This window comes from Candidatus Poribacteria bacterium, from assembly GCA_028820845.1.
Classification (GTDB): domain Bacteria; phylum Poribacteria; class WGA-4E; order WGA-4E; family WGA-3G; genus WGA-3G.
Genome location: JAPPII010000015.1, coordinates 82697 through 101257, shown reverse-complemented (window position 1 = coordinate 101257; position 18561 = coordinate 82697). Strand labels below are relative to the sequence as shown.

Below are 18561 nucleotides of genomic sequence, written 5' to 3'. Positions count from 1 at the left end.
GTATGCCAATGTTTGAAGCAAAATTAAAACCCCGTCTTGAGGTTATTCTATCTGCTGTGGCAAATAAAATGGTCGCGCTCGGCATTACGGCGGATATGGTAACCCTCTTTGGATTCCTCGTTAACCTCGTCGCCACCTTTTATCTGGCAACCGGACGGCTTGTTGTGGGGGGAATTCTCATTTTGTTTGGTGGGAGTTTTGATATGATAGATGGAGCAGTTGCCCGAGCTCAAACAAATCTACGTGCATCAGGCGCGCTCTTGGATTCTGTGATTGATCGTTACTCGGAAGGTTTTCTCTTTCTTGGTGCCCTCATCTATTTTTATAATTTAGAAAGTTTGATTGGAATAATTCTCGCCTTTGGTGCTTGGTTCGGTTCAATCTTAGTGAGTTATGTAAGGGCGAGAGCTGAGGGACTGCAGGTTACATGTAAGGTTGGACTCATGCAGCGTCCAGAACGCATTGTCTTGCTCGGTGCTGGCACACTCCTTCAAGGGGTACTATGGCATAGATTTCCCATCGTTCAGACCAATGCCGTGATTCTACTCTGTGTACTTGGGATCCTCACCCTCACAACCCATATTACTGCGCTCCATCGACTCATCTTCTCCTATCAAGAATTGAATCGCTAACTGCCTGTCACACTCAGCCAAACCAGACGGATAGCAAAAGCAATTACGGCGACAATTAGCATCACTTTAATCCATTTGTCCCCTTTTTCGACTGCCCAATGGCTTCCAAGCCATGCGCCACAGGCGTTACCAACTGCCAGTGTTGGTCCTAAGTACCAGTTGACTTTGCCTTGGGAAATAAAAATACCAAGTGCGATCACGGTATAAAAGAAGATAACAAAAACTTTAATCGCATTCGTCCGAACTAAATCCATACCAGTGAGAAGACGCAAAGCAGTGATAACGAGCAAACCCACACCGGCTTGGATGAATCCTCCGTAGATTCCAATAAAGAAGAAAACGATCATTGCGACAATTTTGGAATCCTTGCCCCCACTTTCAATCCTGTCCTTCAACCGCTCTGTTGGATTAAGTAGTGTTAGAATCAGCATGGTGATCATCACAACTGCGAGAATTAGGTTGAATAGCGCATCTCTAATATCGATGGCGATTAGCGCGCCTATCGCGGCACCGATGACCGCTGGCACGGCGAGTAAGATGCTATACTTAAAATCAGAGACACCTTTACGGCGAAATCCCATAATAGCACTGAAATTTTGGAAGAAAATAGCAACTCTGTTTGTCCCGTTTGCTACTGCGGTGGGGAGTCCAAGAAAAATCAGCATAGGTAGGGCTAACAACGAACCGCCGAAGGCAACCGTGTTTAAGAAACCCGCAGCGATACCTGTACCAAAGAGCAGTACAACGTGAAGAAAGTTAAAATCCACTTTAAGTTTTTATTACCTCCGTTTGTCTTCTGACCGCCATTTTGCAATTCCAATCAAAATGAGGGCAACAAGGTTTCCAACAACAATTCCGCTTCCCAGTCCTACAATACCTAAGAAACCACAAATCTGAATCAGTCCGTTTCCGAATGGACATTCCCAGTTATTCATGAAGATGGCACGGGCGGGAATTAGCACGCCGATGATAAAACCGATGCCGGCAGCCACAGCAGAAATCGTCTGGAATTTTCTAAAACCAGGAAGCTGCATTTCAAACATTAGGAATTCCTTTATCTGCCTATGCAGTACCGAGGTACCGATCCCGTCCTTGCACTAAAGCCTCTATTTTTCTGTCCACCACGGAGCGTTGGAGCATCCAAAAACCACAGTCTGGATGTACCCAACCAATCCGTCCTCCACCCATTATCTTTTCTGCTTTTTCTATACTGGCTGCTACGTCGTCAGCGGTCTCAATCGGGTTAACTTTTACGTCAATCACCCCGATACCGAGGACGATATCTGACGAAACCGCCTTGAGTGCTTCTAAGTCTGCTTCAGGACGATGTGCCAGTTCCAACACAAGATGGTCGCATCGGAGCATGTTTAGGAAGTCAATGAGAGCCGCCCAGTTCCCTTTCTGGATAACCTGCCCTCCATAATTTCCAAAACAGAAGTGGACTGCCTTCTCTCCGTCAAACGCATCGAGTACAATATTAATCGCCTCAGCAGCGCGGGGTCCGTCTTCTGGGTTGCCCGGTATATTCGCTTCGTCAATTTGAAGGCAGGCGCAATCGAGTTCCCGCACTTGTGCTGCTAATGCCTCTGCCAAAGCAGTGAGCAAGGCATCAAAGTCTCCATAATGTTTATCCAATAGCGTCCGTGCGAGCATATAAGGACTTGTCACTGTAAATTTGATGTCTTTACCAGCGACGCTCACGGCACGTTCACAGTCAGAAACGAGGTTTAGCGTGCCTTCGCCTAATGCGTTCTCGACAACACCAGCAGGTTTTGCTCGAAACGACATCGTTTGCATCTGCCGGAATTCGTGCCATTCCTGCCGTCCCACCTCTGCCCTTATACCTGAAAGTGGACGGATGAAATAGTCGATCATTCCATTGGTGTCTGGGTGGTTGGGATCAAAGCGGTAGAGTTCACCATCTGTTGGTAAGTCGATGCCGCGTTGCCGTTGGATATCGACAACAACGCGTGTTGCATCGAGAAGGCTCTGCTCGGTTGGTATCGAGAGCAGCCACGTCGGTACGGGGTAAGAGCCAACAGTTGTGGTCAAAATTTCTGGTTTTTTAGATATATCTTTCACGGATTTAACTCAATTTTGTACCAATTCAAAGGATTCGAGTTCAAAAACGGTTTCAACTGTGACGTTCCCGCGGGTTTGCGCCTGTGTGAATTTGATGATGCCAACATCTGGAGCGACCCATTTTTTCACGACAGTAATATCGAGTGGAAAATTCTGGTTCTCTATGTCGAATCCCCACCGAAATGATTCCTGAACCTGAAAGACATGTTTAAAAGTCCCAGCAGGTACGGTCACAGTCTCTTCCGAAAGCACTTCAAATTCATCAAGCCCTTCACCAATCGGAAAAAGTTCGGGAACTAATTGTGCCTGAAACTTAGTTTCCCATTTATTACCGGGAATGAGCGGGAATTGATATAGAGGTAGATAGGGTACAAACAGAATTGTATCGCTTGTACCAGATGTTGTGTTCTGCGCATGTTGTAGGATGGCTGCAACTTCGCCTTCTTCGTCAACGCTTGTGCCGAGATAGGAGTAGTTTACTATGTTTTCCAAGCCTTCAGCCTTACTGGATTTCTGAAGGACGAAGCTCTCAATGGTTTCTCCACCTGCTCGTTGAATCTGGATGGTATCCACAATTTCAAATGTAATTTCGTCCCCATTGGGATCTCGGTAGTGCCAGGTGTTCCCGACTGCCAGTGGATAATAATCTCCCGGTCGGGTCCGCCATACTTGGATGTCAAGCGTGCTGGTTGTGATTCGGACGCCGTCGCTGACTGCAACCTCAATCTGGTACTTCCGTTCAGTTTCCGGTGCGTTCCAGACTGCCCCCGAGTCGGTTTCTGTTAATTCACCGTCCGTGGCGGACCAGGTGTATGATAAAACGTCGTTTTCGAGGTCAGTGGCTTTCAAACGGATCTGTACCGCTGCCCCGGGCGCGACTATATCTGATTCGGCTTCAAAGATAAGAATGCTCGGTGCGAGGTTTGTGCTATCCAAGTCACCCTCTCCGCAGCCAATTACAACACCAATAAGCAAAACATAGAGAATCTTCCAAGCGTTAGTTATGTTTTTCACTTTCATCACATTTTCTCCCACATACAACCTTTTCCACACAATACCCATAAATTTCGGTGGCAGGTTCGTTGGGAAGTACCTTTGGTCAAGCAATACGTTTACTTCTTATGCCTCAAGGGGTATACCACGTAAGACTTCTCGGCATTGGGTCTCGCCGTTACCTGTCACGTTGTAGGCAAAAGTGTTCATCAGTCGATCATTTTCCGAGTTATTCGGAGCAGAGCCATGGATAATGAGGGCATTGAAGAATACACCGTCCCCGGGTTCCATTTCTACGGCAACAGCATCTTCGCGTTCTTGATAGTGCCCGGGTAAAAATACACCAAATGTTTGCTGTTTCCGTTCATGCTCCTGTAATCCCCAATTATGGCTTCCAGGCACGAACTGAATACACCCGTTCTCAAGATTTGCCGCGCTTATCGCCAATTGGCAATTAATCATCACCGGCTTATTGTTGTCATTTTTCCAATAGGCGTAATCCTGATGCCACGGGATCGCTGTTCCGTCGCCACCGGCTTTTGGAAGCAATTTACTGTGATACAGTGAAATGTTTTCACCCATCATTGCTTCTAAGATATCCAGTACATCATTAGAACGAAGCAGACGATTGAGTGTCGGACTCACCAACTCACTGTGCATCAACTGCTTAATACGCGGTGGATGATCCTCTGAATCGTAGACTTCCCAAGAGATTCCAATACCCTCTGCTGGTTGCGCCGCCATACGATTGTGGATATCTTCGATCTCGTCACAGATTCGCGCAATATCTTCTGAAGAAACAAGTCCTTTTTTCAGAAAATAGCCGTTTGTTTGGTAAAATTCCAGTTCTTTATTTGTAAGTCCCATCTGATTTTTCCTTAGCCTATTTAGCCTAATCAGCCTCGTTTCTGGTCGTGAACTTGATGTCTAAAACTAAATAGTACCGGTTTTGCCTCCTAAGTAATGATACAATTAAGTATATATCAAACCTTCGGAAAAATCAAAAGATTTTCGTGGAACTGTTCCATTAAACGCATCACCTTAGAAAAATGTTTACTTTCCGGCTGACCCTTGCTAAAATATAAGTGAGTTGAGATTTATCCACCAGAACGTTGAGAAAACATAATGCTGGTTTGCTGTGCTTTGTCAGTCGTAAAGAACGCCACGGAACGGAGTTAGCAATTAACATGGACTATACGCTCGAAAATTGCCAAAAACTTGTAGATGACTGGATACGGACCTTTGGCGTGCGCTATTTTTCTGAGTTAACCAATACCGCGATCCTTATGGAGGAGGTCGGAGAATTAGCGCGGATTATGGCGCGCCAATATGGCGAACAGAGTTTCAAGAAGAATGAACATGATCTTGATCTCGGTGAAGAGATGGCAGATATTCTCTTTGTGCTTATATGTCTTGCGAATCAGACAGGCGTTGAACTTGAGGATGCATTCAAAAAGTCGATGGAGAAGAAGACGAACCGAGACAAAGAACGACACAAGCGTAACCCAAAACTTCTAAAAGAAACAGTGTAGCCTCACTCCTGCCCCAAGGAAACCGACAATGACATTCCCTAAAAACTACGTGCTTTTTCTGTTAAGTCTGCTTTTTCTCGTTAGCGGATGCGCGCTCTTTCCGCAAAAAACAACCGCACCGTCCGTAGTTGACCCGCTTGTTGAGCGGAATCGCCAGTGGACCGAGCATATTGAAGCCGGCAATTATGAATTGAAGCGTGGAAACCTCCGAGCTGCCCTTAATGCCTATGAAGCCGCTATCGCAATCCGTCCGAATTCCGGGGATGTCCAATACAAAATAGCGGAGATATATCTTCAACTTGAGGAATATGAAAACGCGAGAAACGCATTTCTGGTATTTCTGAGGCTGGAACCGAACAATATCACGGCTTTGAATTATGTCGGATACATTTCTGAAAAGCTGAGCAACTATGTTGCTGCTGCGAAGTACTATGAACGAGTTTTGGACATCTCAGTTGATAACCTATATGCGCTAAATCATCTCGGTTTGGCTTATAAGCAACTACAACGCTACGATGAAGGTATAAGCGTCCTTCACAAAGCGTTATCGATTGATCCGAGGTGTGAGCGTCCCGAATGCGAGAATTTACACAACTACTTGGGCCTTATTTATCTGGAGCAAGGTAAAGTCGGCGAGGCGATCGCGGAGTTTCGGGAGTCAATTCGGTTGTTTCCAAACGATATCTGGGCACGGCAGCAGCTCGCAGCACTTTATGAAAATCAACAACGTTATTTTGAGGCGCAGCTGCAATACCAGCAACTTTTAGAGATTGCACCAGACAACCTGCTCGCTATTACACGCCTTCAAGCACTTTCCCAACTCAATCTCAACCCAGTGCGGGCAGTTAATGTGCCGCCTGTTACCCTTCTGGACCCAGACGTTGAGCAGATAATCGCAAACGCACCAGATGCCAGTGATTATCCCAATGCTGATACGCTCGTTTTGTTCAATCACTTCAGTCATGATGTGTTACCGACAGGACGATCTCGTTATACAACGCACCAAATCGTTAAGATTCTCACCGAAAGAGGCATCCAAAAATATGGAGATATCGCCATCCCTTACCAACCCGCATCGCAAAATATTGGCGTTAACATAGCAAGAACAATTACAGCAGATGGCACAGTGCTTCAACCACCTGATGAAGCGTACAACGATGTAACGCCGCCCGGTTTATTGTCCTACAATCTCTACTCAGACGCGATGTGGAAGGTTATCTCTATGGTCGGTCTTGCACCGGGGGTCTGTATTGAGTATAAAGTAACACTTGAAGATAAAGTTGCTGGCGGAGAAACCTGGATTACGGGTGGGTATAATTTTCAGTCAACAGAGGCGACCCTTGAAACGAGTTACGCCCTTCAGATGCCGAAGGCATGGCACCTTCAGTGGGAGATCGCTAACACAACATCACAAACGAAGCCTTTAGTGCCACAGGTCTCTTATACGGAAAATGATACGGTTATCTACTTATGGAGATATGGGGAGACTCCGGCGGTGGAAGCGGAGGATGGCATGCCACATATTAATGACATTGTGCCACGCCTGCACTATTCCTCCATCGCAGACTGGCAGGCTGTCTACACGTGGTATAAGGAACTCGCAAAAGGGAGATATATCCCCAATGCTGACATTGAGTGGAAAGTCCAACTTCTAACCGAGAATCTCGAAACGAATGAAGCAAAAATCCGCGCTATCTATAATTTCGTCGCCTCAAAAATTCGGTATGTTGGTATTGAGCTCGGACAGAGTGCTTACCAACCGTCGTATGCCACCGAGGTTTTTCAGGTGCAATACGGGGATTGCAAAGACAAAACAACCCTCCTAATCTCAATGCTGGATCTCGCAGGCATTAAAGCCTATCCTTGCTTGATTAGCATGGCACCATACGCGCGAGTTGATACGACGCTGCCATTTCTCAGCCAATTCAACCATATAATTGCTGTAGTCCCTACCGGCACGGGTACCTATATCTGGTTGGATACAACGGCGGCGACTTGTAGTTATGGAGACTTGCCGTATAACGCGCAGGGACGCACTGGATTCCTCATCTCTGATACGCAGGGAGTCTTTGTGGAGACACCTATTTTTTCACCAGAAACCAACCAACTTGTGAGTACGACGGAATTGGCGTTAGACAGTAAAGGCGACGTGCAAGGCACGCTTCATATTCAGACAACTGGACAATACAGTCTAAATACGCGGTGGACCTATCAACAGATCCATCCGAGTGCTATGAAGCCCACTTTAGCCACTGAACTCAGTCAGCAATTTCCGGGAATTCAAATAGAGTGGTGGCGGATGTCTGACCCTGATGACCTCAATGATGTACCAGTAGAAATTAATCTCGGTTTTCATGTCAAGGATTACGCTGAGTCTTTGGGGAATAGCATGCTACTCCGCTTGCCGATTGATGAATTCGCTGCTTATGCTGAAACTTTCGCTAATGAACATCGCACCTATTCCCTGGATTTTGGCTACCCAATGCAAATTGAGAAGATAATTAGCATCCAAATTCCAGATGGATGGACGGCTGTTTTGCCAGAAGACATCCATCACACGATAGAGATAGCAGAACTGCGTCGGCAGTACAGACAGGTTGAAAATGTTATCACCTATCGGCTTGTATTTACTCTTAAAAACCGGATACTTCCAGCAGACGCTTATCCGGCAGCGAAATCGTTTTTTGTGTCGCTCGCAAGTGAAGATGGGAGTCGGTTATTGCTAAATAAGGGGCAGCAGTCAGCAGAAGCAGAGATTGGAAGATCGGAAGACTGGACGGTGCTCGGATGGGAGGAGGGGTACCCACGCTTCCAGTCTTACAACCTTCCAACCAAATTCTGAAAATTTCCGATAACCTCTGGTGGTTAGTTTTTGACGTATTTCCAGCCATCAATTAAGACAGGGAGACCGCGGATTAAGCACATCGCAACGGTTATAGTTGATAAAATTACACCTGTTAATTCCAAACCGACAGTCAGTTCCGGGTAGACACCAGAGTTTTTGAAGGCTATGAGACCGCCGAGATAGATAAAGGCAATCGTTTTCGCAATGCCATAAATGCTTCGACTCATACGTGAACTCGTTAGCGCGCGCGTCCATTTTGAGGACATCATCGTATTCTCACCGAACGCTGTTTTCCCTTGTGCGAAAGCAGCACTCCGCAAGCCATCTGTAAAGAAACCACGCGCAATCACAATAACTGGAATCCAGATGGGAATCAGTCCAACAACAGCGAAGTAAACCCAGAAAATGCATTCAACAATACGGTCGCCGACTATATCCAATAGTGCCCCGAAGTCTGAAGTTTGGTTGAGTTTCCGCGCAACGTAACCATCGACCGCGTCAAGAAATAGAATCAGTCCAATCAGCGCGACAAGTAAAATGTCTAAATAGAGATGCTGCCCGAAAAGTGAGATAACAACGAATACCAGGATTAGTCGGAAAAGTGTAATCAGATTCGCAATCATTTTCTACTCCTTTGTTGGGTGAGGTCCCTGTGTCTCAGTTCTATTTAGGTTTAGTGTTTTTCTTTATTTTTTTTACTTCTTTAATCGTAACGTAACCTAATTACTAAAAGCAATGCTAATTTCAAGAATGAAAGGAAATTTACTCTATGAACCAAAATAACAAACCTAACATTATCCTCATTCTGAACGATGATATGGGTTTTTCCGACTTGGGCTGCTACGGCGGCGAAGTCCATACACCCAACCTTGACCGACTCGCTACAGGTGGGCTGCGCTTTACACAATTCTATAACACGGCGCGGTGCTGTCCATCCCGTGCATCCATGCTGACTGGATTACATCCGCATCAAACCGGCGTGGGACACATGATGGGCGACGACGGACTTGAGGGGTATCGCGGTGATCTGAATGACCGGTGTATCACTATCGCCGACGCAGTCCGTTCAGAAGGCTACGGCACATATATGAGCGGCAAATGGCATATCTCTCGGCATGCCGGTGCAGATGGTCCCAAGCACAGCTGGCCCTGCCAACGCGGGTTTGACGAATACTACGGGATTATCACAGGTGCCGCTAATTTCTGGAAGCCGAATACCCTGACGCGCAATAATACCCGCATTGAACACGATGAACTCCCTGAGGGCTACTTTTTCACAGATGCCATCAGCGATGAAGCGGTGACATTTATCCAGAACCATACTGAAAAGACACCGGAACGTCCATTCTTCACTTATGTCGCTTACACAGCACCACACTGGCCCCTGCACGCACACGAAGAAGACATCGCACGCTACAATGGACGTTTCGCCGCCGGATGGGATGAGCTGCGAGAAGAACGGCTCTCACGGATGCGGGAAATGAAAATTTTAGATGAAGCGTGGCAGCTTACCGCAAGGGACCCTTCACAGTTACCTTGGCGTGAAGCGGAATATAAAGAATGGAATCAACGGCGTATGGAAGTCTACGCAGCGCAAATCACCCGCATGGATGCAGGTATCGGGCGAATTATCGACACATTGGAGGGGACAGGACAACTCGACAACACGCTCATCCTCTTTTTAGCGGATAACGGCGGCTGTGCGGAAGAACTCGGGGGTCCTCCAGCGATACGTGATAGCAATTCACTGATTAGTACCGGGACGACCTCCGACGGACAACCCGTCTATCGCGGCAACGACCCAAGCATCATGCCAGGTCCCGAAACCACCTATCAGAGTTACGGCGTTCCGTGGGCAAACCTGTCCAATACCCCTTTCCGTGAATACAAGCACTGGGTACATGAAGGCGGTATCGCTACGCCACTGATTGCACATTGGCCGGATGCCATAGAATCCTCAGGCGAATTACGCCATCAACCCGGACAACTCCCGGACATCATGGCGACATGCCTCGAAGTTTCAGGTGCGACCTATCCTGAAGAGCACGATGGGAAGCCAATTTTGCCGTTAGAGGGAACGAGTTTAGTGCCGATTTTCGATGGGAAGGACAACGGTAAGGATGTGCTTTATTGGGAACACGAGGGCAATTGTGCGGTGCGTCAAGATAATTGGAAACTGGTCTGCAAGTTTCCCGGCGATTGGGAGCTCTACGATCTCGCCGCCGAGCGGACGGAGATTAACGATCTTGCCGCTAAGCATCCACAAAAGTTGGAAGAGCTCGTCGGACTTTACCGAGATTGGGCGGATCGCTGTCTTATCTATCCATGGGATAGACTCCAAGAACGCCGCAGGCAGGAGCGCGACCAACGTTAACGTATTTTGTTTGGGCGGGACCTGATACCCGCCCATTCTCTACTAAACACAGGGAAGCATCTTCAAACAGACAGGCGTTGGCACTTCTGTTACGTGTCCCGTCGCATTTAATTCGCCTGTTTCTTGGTCGATTGCGAATGTCACAACCGTATCTGTTTGTTGATTCGCAGCAAAAAGGAATGTCCCTTCCGGATTCAGTCCAAAGTTCCGTGGTGTTTCACCTTGTGTGGATTCGTGACCAATAGGACTCAGGGTGCCCGTTTCTGCGTCAATCGCGCAAATGGCTATGCTATCGTGTCCACGGTTTGAGCCATACAGGAATTTCCCGGAAGGATGGACGTGCACATCAGCGCAGTGACTTCTGCCATCAAAATTATCAGGCAGCGTAGAGATCGTCTGGAATTCCGTGAGCGTTCCAGCACTCGCGTCATATCGGAATGCGGTGAAGGTTGAATCCAGTTCGTTGATTACATAAGCGTACTCTCCGTTTGGATGGAAATCGAAATGTCGCGGTCCCGCCCCAGGATGCACGCGTGCCCACGGTTGGGTATTAGGCGTAAGTTTGCCGTTTTCTGCGTCCAATTGGTAAATAAGGACTTTATCAATGCCGAGGTCAGGTGAGAAGGCATAACGATTGCTGGCATCAATCATAATTGAGTGGGCGTGCGGTTCCATCTGCCGCTGCGGGTTGATACTCGACCCTTCGTGCTGCACAAAATCAGAGGCTTCGCTCAGCCGTCCATCTGATTCTATCTGAAAAGCAGCGACGCTTCCGCCGCCATAATTTGCCACAAGTAGACACTTGCCCGTCGCATCTACACTCAAATGGCAAGGCGCGCCACCCCCCGTCGCGCGTTGGTTGAGGTAACTAATCTCGCCAGTCTCTCGATGGATGTAAAATGCTGTAACGGCACCGCTATCCTTACCCTCAAACTCACCGACTTCATTGACAGCAAAGAGATACTGACCGCTCGGATGTATCTCCAAAAATGACGGATTTTCAACGCCTGTGAGTTTGCTGCTATATTCCAGGTCACCCGTCGCACCGTCTAAGCGATAGACGTAAATCCCTTCGCTGTCTCCATGCGTATAAGTGCCGACATAAACGAAATAGTCTTGGTTGTTCTGTTGCGCCATTGATAATCTCCTTATGAAACTTTAAGATGAATCGTTCTTTCTTCGCTTTCAAGGTAGCCGATGCGGATTGCTTTCGCTCGCACGGTGGTTTCGCCTTCCGGTATACGTAGCGGTTCGGTATACAATCGCCACTGTGCGTCCTCACCTTGCTCAGTCGTGTAAGCAATTGATGCGCCATGAGTAGAGCAGTGAAGTTGCAAAACGAGCGGAGCCGACCACTCGCCATCCTCGTTTGCTACCGTTGTCCCGGGTTGTTCGGCATTAATCGGGATAAAAATAGGAGCCGCTGTTTGCGGTTGTGTGCCGTCAGGATACCACTGCGCCACCATCTGCTCTTCGGATATATCCCCCATATCGCCAAAATCAGACTGCCATTGCGACAGCGCACCCCGCATCTGTTCCAACACAGCATGATGTTCAGGATCTGCCGCCAGATTGTTCAACTCATACCGATCGTTTTCAACGTTGTAAAGCTCTTCAGCAGGGCGCGGGTAACGGAACATAACCGCCTGATCCCCTTCAAGTTCACCCGCTGCATACAACCGCCACATCTCTTGCATGACCGGATGCCGGTTGCGATAGGGAATCCAGAGCAGATACGGTTTTTCAGGATAATAATTTCTGATATATTTATACCCTTTGTTACGCACAGCGCGCACCATATCGTAAGATTCGTCGTACCGGTCGCGCGTGGCGAAGATGTATTCGCGTTCAACCTTTTCTGCTCCAAGGAAGGGCTGTCCCTGTAGATGTTCAGGTGCTTCTACACCACAGAGCGAGAGCACTGTTGGACCGAGATCAATCAGACTTACCAATTGTTCGCTGACACTGCCAGCAGTGAGCGTATCGGGCCACCGCACAATTAAGGGTATGCGGATACCCGCATCATAGGGCCACCGTTTTCCGCGTGGGAGTCCTTCACCGTGGTCACTCCAGAGGAAAACGATAGTATTCTCCGCAAGTCCGTCCTCTTCCAATTGATCTAAAAGTTCACCGACGCGAGCATCGGCAGTCGCAAGGTTGTCGTATTGACGCGCCAGTGCCTGTCGCGCTTTCGGTGTATCCGGTAGGTACGGCGGTAACTCTACATCATCAGGATTCGTAGTTGTAGTCAGCGGACGATCTTCCCGTTCCCACATACCGCTTTCGTGTGTAACAGTCGGATTGAAAACTGAAAAAAACGGTTGTCCCGCTTCACGATTTCGCCAGTGACCTGTGTTATCACACACATCCCATGCTGTGATTGGTGGCGTAAACTGATAGTCGGTCTTGCTATTATTCGTGCAATAGTAACCGGCCCCTCTGAGATATTCGGTAAAGGTTTTAACGTAAGGCGGTGGTACTGCTGAATATGGAGTCGGCATGTTCGGTGTGTGCTGGTTTGTATGTGCTGTTCGCATGTGGTGTGTACCGATTGAGGTTTGATACATACCCGTAATAATTGCAGAACGGCTCGGAGCGCAGACTCCAGCAGTCGAAAACGCATTTGGGAACCGGCATCCGCCCGCAGCGAGTCGATCAATATTCGGCGTACGCGCAAGTGTGTCCCCGTAACAACCGAAGCGAGGCGTTGTGTCCTCTATAGAGATCCAGAGGATATTTGGACGATCTGATGTATTCATTGTAGCTCCTTTTTTACGAATGATTGTACTTCAAGCAGCGATTTAAGTCAACATAACTCTCTGAGTTTCAGATTATTGGAAAAGCATTGCAAGTGTGTTGAGAGTGTGGTAAAATAGCCGTCGCGCGCTGTAACACAGGTTTGTAAGTTATTTCTTATGACGTTTTATTTAATTCCAAAATCAAGCGATTGAGGCTACAACACATATATTATGAGCAATTCTCATCTACGTTATCTACACACTGCACAAGAGGTTCTGAAACAGATTGAGGCTACACAAACCGAGGCAATCGCACAAGTATCTGAGATGTGCGCCGAGACAATAGCAGCGGATGGGCTCGTCTACCTATTTGGTTCTGGGCATTCCCGCATGGCTGTTGAAGAGATGTTCCCACGCTACGGAAGTTTTCCCGGATTTTTTCCTATCGTCGAATTAGCGGTCACATATCACAATCAAGTTGTCGGATGCAACGGTCAACGCCAGGCTCTCTTTTTGGAAAACATTTCGGGGTACGCAGAAGTAATCTTACGGAACTTCACCTTCGGTCCCCACGACTGTATGATAGTGTTTTCCAATTCTGGAACAAATATTCTCCCTATTGAAATGGCGGTGGGTGCTAAGGCGCAGGATCTGCCCGTAATAGCAGTCAGTTCTATCGCGCACAGTCGTTCATCGACCTCGAAACACCCTTCTGGCAAACGTCTGTTTGAGATTGCCGATCTGACGATTGACAACTGCAATCCGCCGGGCGATGCTGTCGTGGAAATTCCAAATTTAGCGTATCCTGTCGGTCCCACCTCCAGCATCGGTACACTGACCATTGTGAATGCTATGAAATGTCAAGTCGCTGAACTGCTGACGGCGCGTGCGAAACCACCGGTCGTACTGACGGGTGCGCATTTCCTCGGACTTGAAGAATCAGCAAAACAGATTGAACGGGCTTATGACGATTACAAGGCACGCGCCCAGAGAAGTTGACATTACACAATTTTTCCGTTGACTTCTCTCGTGCAAACTTGTATACTTTAAGCAGGACGAAGGAATGCTGGGTTTACTGAATTGAGTTGGGATCCGCAGGACATTCTGATGCTGAATACTACCGAAAGAATTGCTGTGATGGGTGGAACGTTCAATCCAATCCATTACGCGCACCTGCTAAGTGCTGAACAGGTTCGGACAGGGCTGGGCTACGATAAAATCCTGTTTATCCCTTCTGCGAGACCGCCTCACAAGGTGGCTGATGCTGATATTATCGCACCCGAACACCGGTACCAGATGGTGCTTCTGGCGATCGCAGAAAACCCTAATTTTGAAGTGTCACGCATTGAATTGGATCGGGAAGGTCCGTCATACACGATTGAAACCTTGAAAGTCCTTGAGAAACTTTACGGAAACACCCGTGAACTCGGATGGATTATTGGAGCTGATTCGCTTATTGAGTATAAAATCTGGAAAAACTTTGATGAAGTATTGGCGCGATGCGTTATGATTGCAACAACGCGTCCGAGTTACGATCTGAATCGGGTGCCGTCTGAGATACGCAATCGGGTTACAACCTTTCCAGTAACTGGCGTTGATATATCTGCCACAGTCATTCGTGAACGGATTAGAAAGCGGCTTTCAATTCGGTATCTTGTGCCCGAAACAGTTCGATCGTACATTTATCGCCATAAGTTGTATCATTAACCGAAGTCGTCGCTTTCCCGTTGGATGATAGGGATGTAAGAATATGCAACACACATGCAGTATATGCGGAACAGTTTACGATTTTGTGTGGAAAGAAGGGACACCTCTACCGAAAAATTTTCCGTTCTGTAGCGCACGGTGCAAGGCAGCGGATCTGGCTAAATGGCTGAATGAAGAGTACACCATTCGTACCCCCTTGCCGAGTGTGATATTGTCGAATACCGAGCGGGAACTCCTTATCGAATTGGGAATGGACCCCGACGATGATGACGGCTAAAACGGTAAAGGTCTATGTAATATGGACTTGCAAGGAACATCTAACAACATTCTAAATCTACAAAATAATCGGGCAGCTTCTACATTAGAAATGCTCCGAGCACACCCAAAGTCGGTTGAAATTCAAGAGTACCTCTCAGCAAAACTGAGTGTGGAACGCCTTCAGCACGTTCTCTCTGTCCAAGAGATGGCGGTTGACTTAGCACGGGCGCACAAAGCGGATGTCTGGCACGTCAACCTTGCTGCACTGCTACACGACAGTGCAAAGTGGATGAACCCCGAGAGGTTATATAGGGAAGTAGAACGTTACGGAATTCGCCTTGATCCGATTGAGAAATTGAATCCATCCCTTTTGCATTCGCTTGTTGGCGCGGAACTGGCAAGAGAGAGGTTTAAGGTAACCGAGTGTGAAGTCCTTGAGGCGATTCGCAATCATACAACCGGTAACCCGTCAATGTGCCTTATTTCGCAAGTGCTATACGTTGCAGACTTTGCAGAACCGATGCGCACATACAAGGCAGCGCATGTTGTTAGAAAATTTGCATACATAAATTTAGAACGGGCAGTGCATCATGTCGCGCGTGCACAGATTGAACGTCTCCTGCAAAAAGGAGGAATGATTCATCCGAACACGCTTCGGACATATAACAAAATGTTTGCTAATGTTAGTAGTTAGAGGCAAAGACGATACGCGTGTCTCGTTCAACAACGGCTGAGAACGGTAAGGAAAATTAAATGGCAGAACACAACACATTAGAGATAGTAAAAGCCGCGGCTTCTGCCGCGATGAGCCGACGTGCACAAGATGGTGTTATCCTTGACCTGCGTGAGCTTGATTGTTTCACAGACTTTTTTGCAATCTTCAGCGGCGTTTCCGATATCCAGGTCGAAGGTATTTCGCAAGCTGTTCTTGAAGAACTTGAAACGAATTGGGAACAGCGTCCTTGGCACCAAGAGGGCGAGCGTAAAGCGGATTGGATTCTATTGGACTATGTTGATTTCGTCGTCCATGTTTTTCTCGCTGAGAGACGCGCCTACTATAACCTTGAGCGCTTATGGGCTGAAGCAGGACGAATTGAATTGCCGGAATTAGCGATGCCTGCACACTTGGAATCTCTATCAGATGAGGCATCGGAGGGGCGTATAGACCCGGATGGCGCATTGGTCTTCGGGGGGCATGAGGAAGGGGTGTCTGAGGAATAGTTCGCTTCTTAAAGCAATTAACAGATCGTAAGTTAATCGATGCTTACAAGAAGTACTGTGACGTTGTCGGTGCCGCCGTAGTCGAGAGCTGTATTGACAAGGTTATCGCACGCTTCTTCGAGATTGGCGGCAGATACGATAATGTCAGCGATTTCTTGGTCGTCCACAATTAAATCGTGCAAACCATCTGTACAAGCGACAACGATGTCACCAGGGACGAGCGGATAGGCATCCGCGTTGACAGTGACTGTTGGCCTGAGTCCAATCGCCTGTGTAATAATGTTTCGCTTCTCATGGACGCGGCCCTCTTCGGGCGTTATTTCGCCTTGTTCGACCATTTTTTGGACGAAAGAGTCGTCTGTCGTTATCTGTGTGAGGTTTCCATCGCGCAAAACGTAGAGTCGACTATCACCGACGTGGACATAAGCAAGGTAACTAAAGGTAACAAAGCCAGCGATGAGAGTTGTGCCCATACCGCGGGCTGTACCACCGTTTTTGGCGGCAGTATAAATGCGTTGATTCGCTTCCTCAGCAAGTTCGCTCAAGACACCAAGCCGTTTCATTGGCCCAAAATCGCTATGTGGAGATGCTTGTGCTTGTCCCCATTGTTCGATAACATCAAGCGCGAGCTTACTTGCCAGGTCACCTCGTTCGTGACCACTCATACCGTCGGCGATAGCAAACAACTGGAGCTGCGTATCAAAGTAGTATAGGTCTTCGTTTCTGTCACGAAGTCTACCTGTGTCCGTTTTTGCTGCAAATTGCATTTTTTCCTATCGTCCGCGTGGAGTGTGATCGATAATACAAAAGGTTGTCGCGCGTGCTTCGTGTTCAAGGAAGGTACCCAATTCATTCAGTAGAACCATTTATTTTTTTAAGTCGATAGTAAAAACGATAGAATACGAATATGGTTTCAAAATTTTAGTAGGATGTGGCGTTGCTTCAGTAAAAACAGTGAAATACATAGGTTTCCTGAGTTTGGTGAAGAAAGTTAACATGGAAATTAAGAGACTGTCTGCCGGTCCAAAACATCATTTTTTTGGCTATTACGGTATTAATCCATGGGATAGTAGTGGAAGGTATCACCTTGCGCTGGAAACGGATTTTCATACCCATCGCCCGATACCAGAAGATGTCGCCACGGTTGGACTGATCCACCGCGACACCCATAAATTTATTTCACACGCTAAAACCGCCGCTTTTAACCTCCAGCAGGGAAGTATGATGCATTGGATAAATGGCAGCAAAGTGGGTGAAGGTGATGGGACCGCTGCGGAATTCACGTTTAACGATTGGGAGAATGACCGGCTGGTATCACGTGCCTTGAACCCAATTACAGGCATTGTTCGCACAATTCGTGGGGCAATTGCTGCTGTGTCCCCTACGGCTCCAATCGCTATTGGGCTTAACTATGGACGAATGGCACACTGCCGTGCTGTTGTCGGTTATGCAAGTCACACCAAATCTGCTGATGTTGAGGCACAGCCAGAGGATGACGGTTTGTATCAGCTTAACCTTCAAGATGGCAGCGCAAAACTCGTGCTTTCTATAGCCGATGTCATCCGGGCAAGTCAGGGCGAACATTTGCTCGGAAAACGGACATGGTTCAATCATGTTTTGTTTAATACAGATGGCACGCGACTTCTGTTTTTTTGTCGAGTCCGTCAGGAAACACGGTTTTATTCTTCACTCTGGACAGTGAACCCCGATGGCTCTGATTTAGAAATGCAAATCCCGTTCGGCTATAAGGTTTCACACTTCGATTGGCGGACACCGACGCGGATTCTTGTTTCTTCAGATATATCTGGTGAGATGGGGTTCGTTGAATTTACAGATGGGCTGCGGGACTTCACACCACTGGGGCGCGGGGTCCTACCACGCGATGGACACGCTTCATACTCACCTGACCGAGAGTGGCTGCTTTGTGATAGTTATCCAAGTGGCCCGCAACGTTTGGCACAACTAATGGTCTACAACATTGCGGAAAATCGGAAGATTGTTTTAGGTGAGTTTCATCATGAAGAACAGTTCGTTGGAGATATTCGGTGTGATCTTCACCCGCGTTGGACACCTGATGGTGCAACTGTTACTTTTGATTCAGTTCACGAAGGCTCCCGGCAAATCTATCTGGTCGATCTCTCGTCACTGGAGTGAAGGTGCCTAATCTCGTTAGAGGATT

General features: G+C 47.6%; 19 protein-coding genes. 10 read left to right on the top strand and 9 right to left on the bottom strand.

The genetic code is table 11. From position 1 onward, the window contains the following. The first annotated feature begins 8 nt into the window (after positions 1-8). The gene (locus tag OXN25_04305) at positions 9-632 is read left to right on the top strand and encodes a CDP-alcohol phosphatidyltransferase family protein (GenBank protein MDE0424078.1); all 624 of its coding nucleotides are present in this window, start codon (positions 9-11) and stop codon (positions 630-632) included. Here OXN25_04305 and OXN25_04300 read toward each other — a convergent pair. From OXN25_04300 to OXN25_04280, 5 genes are all read right to left on the bottom strand, one after another. Beyond that, the gene (locus tag OXN25_04300; GenBank protein MDE0424077.1) at positions 629-1399 is read right to left on the bottom strand and encodes a sulfite exporter TauE/SafE family protein; all 771 of its coding nucleotides are present in this window, start codon (positions 1397-1399) and stop codon (positions 629-631) included. The two genes, OXN25_04305 and OXN25_04300, sit on opposite strands and share 4 nt — an antisense overlap. A gap of 12 nt (positions 1400-1411) precedes the next feature. Further along, positions 1412-1675, bottom strand: coding sequence for a hypothetical protein (locus tag OXN25_04295; protein ID MDE0424076.1), 264 nt, complete (start codon positions 1673-1675; stop codon positions 1412-1414). Between the two features lie 19 nt (positions 1676-1694). Next, positions 1695-2714 carry a methionine synthase gene (locus OXN25_04290; protein ID MDE0424075.1) on the bottom strand — a complete coding sequence of 340 codons (1020 nt, stop codon included), beginning with the start codon at positions 2712-2714 and terminating at the stop codon, positions 1695-1697. 9 nt (positions 2715-2723) lie between these two features. Beyond that, positions 2724-3734, bottom strand: coding sequence for a hypothetical protein (locus OXN25_04285; GenBank protein ID MDE0424074.1), 1011 nt, complete (start codon positions 3732-3734; stop codon positions 2724-2726). A 99-nt stretch (positions 3735-3833) separates the two neighbouring features. After that, positions 3834-4574 carry a phytanoyl-CoA dioxygenase family protein gene (locus OXN25_04280; protein MDE0424073.1) on the bottom strand — a complete coding sequence of 247 codons (741 nt, stop codon included), beginning with the start codon at positions 4572-4574 and terminating at the stop codon, positions 3834-3836. A gap of 320 nt (positions 4575-4894) precedes the next feature. On the opposite strand from OXN25_04280, the gene OXN25_04275 reads away from it, so the two are divergent. Continuing rightward, positions 4895-5239 carry a nucleotide pyrophosphohydrolase gene (locus OXN25_04275; GenBank protein ID MDE0424072.1) on the top strand — a complete coding sequence of 115 codons (345 nt, stop codon included), beginning with the start codon at positions 4895-4897 and terminating at the stop codon, positions 5237-5239. A 28-nt stretch (positions 5240-5267) separates the two neighbouring features. Continuing rightward, positions 5268-8081, top strand: a complete 2814-nt coding sequence (locus tag OXN25_04270) for a DUF3857 domain-containing protein (GenBank protein MDE0424071.1) — start codon at positions 5268-5270, stop codon at positions 8079-8081. Between the two features lie 23 nt (positions 8082-8104). Here OXN25_04270 and OXN25_04265 read toward each other — a convergent pair whose 3' ends face one another. Further along, positions 8105-8707, bottom strand: a complete 603-nt coding sequence (locus OXN25_04265; GenBank protein ID MDE0424070.1) for a CDP-alcohol phosphatidyltransferase family protein — start codon at positions 8705-8707, stop codon at positions 8105-8107. Between the two features lie 146 nt (positions 8708-8853). On the opposite strand from OXN25_04265, the gene OXN25_04260 reads away from it, so the two are divergent. Then, the gene (locus tag OXN25_04260) at positions 8854-10458 is read left to right on the top strand and encodes an arylsulfatase (GenBank protein MDE0424069.1); all 1605 of its coding nucleotides are present in this window, start codon (positions 8854-8856) and stop codon (positions 10456-10458) included. A gap of 42 nt (positions 10459-10500) precedes the next feature. Here the strand turns inward: OXN25_04260 and OXN25_04255 are convergent, their stop codons facing one another. Together OXN25_04255 and OXN25_04250 are read right to left on the bottom strand one after the other, a co-directional pair. Beyond that, positions 10501-11595, bottom strand: coding sequence for a lactonase family protein (locus OXN25_04255; protein MDE0424068.1), 1095 nt, complete (start codon positions 11593-11595; stop codon positions 10501-10503). 11 nt (positions 11596-11606) lie between these two features. Next, positions 11607-13217, bottom strand: a complete 1611-nt coding sequence (locus tag OXN25_04250; GenBank protein ID MDE0424067.1) for a sulfatase-like hydrolase/transferase — start codon at positions 13215-13217, stop codon at positions 11607-11609. A 210-nt stretch (positions 13218-13427) separates the two neighbouring features. Between OXN25_04250 and OXN25_04245 the strand changes: the two genes are divergently transcribed. The 5 genes from OXN25_04245 (at position 13428) to rsfS (ending at position 16382) form a co-directional block, all read left to right on the top strand. Then, entirely contained in the window at positions 13428-14195 is a 768-nt protein-coding gene (locus tag OXN25_04245) for an SIS domain-containing protein (protein MDE0424066.1), read from the top strand. Between the two features lie 108 nt (positions 14196-14303). Continuing rightward, complete coding sequence (nadD, locus tag OXN25_04240) at positions 14304-14903, top strand: nicotinate-nucleotide adenylyltransferase (protein ID MDE0424065.1); 600 nt, start codon at positions 14304-14306, stop codon at positions 14901-14903. 43 nt (positions 14904-14946) lie between these two features. Continuing rightward, the gene (yacG, locus tag OXN25_04235) at positions 14947-15180 is read left to right on the top strand and encodes a DNA gyrase inhibitor YacG (GenBank protein MDE0424064.1); all 234 of its coding nucleotides are present in this window, start codon (positions 14947-14949) and stop codon (positions 15178-15180) included. Positions 15181-15201: 21 nt separating this feature from the next. After that, entirely contained in the window at positions 15202-15855 is a 654-nt protein-coding gene (gene yqeK, locus OXN25_04230) for a bis(5'-nucleosyl)-tetraphosphatase (symmetrical) YqeK (GenBank protein MDE0424063.1), read from the top strand. Between the two features lie 59 nt (positions 15856-15914). Then, entirely contained in the window at positions 15915-16382 is a 468-nt protein-coding gene (rsfS, locus tag OXN25_04225) for a ribosome silencing factor (GenBank protein ID MDE0424062.1), read from the top strand. 32 nt (positions 16383-16414) lie between these two features. Here the strand turns inward: rsfS and OXN25_04220 are convergent, their stop codons facing one another. Next, positions 16415-17149, bottom strand: coding sequence for a Stp1/IreP family PP2C-type Ser/Thr phosphatase (locus OXN25_04220; protein ID MDE0424061.1), 735 nt, complete (start codon positions 17147-17149; stop codon positions 16415-16417). Positions 17150-17378: 229 nt separating this feature from the next. Here OXN25_04220 and OXN25_04215 point away from each other — a divergent pair, with 229 nt between their 5' ends. After that, complete coding sequence (locus OXN25_04215; GenBank protein MDE0424060.1) at positions 17379-18536, top strand: hypothetical protein; 1158 nt, start codon at positions 17379-17381, stop codon at positions 18534-18536. Positions 18537-18561 lie beyond the last annotated feature (25 nt).

Excerpts from the sequence above, each read along its gene's own strand:
- OXN25_04305 (MDE0424078.1), top strand. The coding sequence starts at position 9 with ATGTTTGAAGCAAAATTAAAACCCCGTCTTGAGGTTATTCTATCTGCT.
- OXN25_04295 (MDE0424076.1), bottom strand. The coding sequence starts at position 1,675 with ATGTTTGAAATGCAGCTTCCTGGTTTTAGAAAATTCCAGACGATTTCT.
- OXN25_04285 (MDE0424074.1), bottom strand. The coding sequence starts at position 3,734 with ATGAAAGTGAAAAACATAACTAACGCTTGGAAGATTCTCTATGTTTTG.
- OXN25_04280 (MDE0424073.1), bottom strand. The coding sequence starts at position 4,574 with ATGGGACTTACAAATAAAGAACTGGAATTTTACCAAACAAACGGCTAT.
- OXN25_04275 (MDE0424072.1), top strand. The coding sequence starts at position 4,895 with ATGGACTATACGCTCGAAAATTGCCAAAAACTTGTAGATGACTGGATA.
- OXN25_04270 (MDE0424071.1), top strand. The coding sequence starts at position 5,268 with ATGACATTCCCTAAAAACTACGTGCTTTTTCTGTTAAGTCTGCTTTTT.
- OXN25_04265 (MDE0424070.1), bottom strand. The coding sequence starts at position 8,707 with ATGATTGCGAATCTGATTACACTTTTCCGACTAATCCTGGTATTCGTT.
- OXN25_04260 (MDE0424069.1), top strand. The coding sequence starts at position 8,854 with ATGAACCAAAATAACAAACCTAACATTATCCTCATTCTGAACGATGAT.
- OXN25_04255 (MDE0424068.1), bottom strand. The coding sequence starts at position 11,595 with ATGGCGCAACAGAACAACCAAGACTATTTCGTTTATGTCGGCACTTAT.
- OXN25_04250 (MDE0424067.1), bottom strand. The coding sequence starts at position 13,217 with ATGAATACATCAGATCGTCCAAATATCCTCTGGATCTCTATAGAGGAC.
- OXN25_04245 (MDE0424066.1), top strand. The coding sequence starts at position 13,428 with ATGAGCAATTCTCATCTACGTTATCTACACACTGCACAAGAGGTTCTG.
- nadD (MDE0424065.1), top strand. The coding sequence starts at position 14,304 with ATGCTGAATACTACCGAAAGAATTGCTGTGATGGGTGGAACGTTCAAT.
- yacG (MDE0424064.1), top strand. The coding sequence starts at position 14,947 with ATGCAACACACATGCAGTATATGCGGAACAGTTTACGATTTTGTGTGG.
- yqeK (MDE0424063.1), top strand. The coding sequence starts at position 15,202 with ATGGACTTGCAAGGAACATCTAACAACATTCTAAATCTACAAAATAAT.
- rsfS (MDE0424062.1), top strand. The coding sequence starts at position 15,915 with ATGGCAGAACACAACACATTAGAGATAGTAAAAGCCGCGGCTTCTGCC.
- OXN25_04220 (MDE0424061.1), bottom strand. The coding sequence starts at position 17,149 with ATGCAATTTGCAGCAAAAACGGACACAGGTAGACTTCGTGACAGAAAC.
- OXN25_04215 (MDE0424060.1), top strand. The coding sequence starts at position 17,379 with ATGGAAATTAAGAGACTGTCTGCCGGTCCAAAACATCATTTTTTTGGC.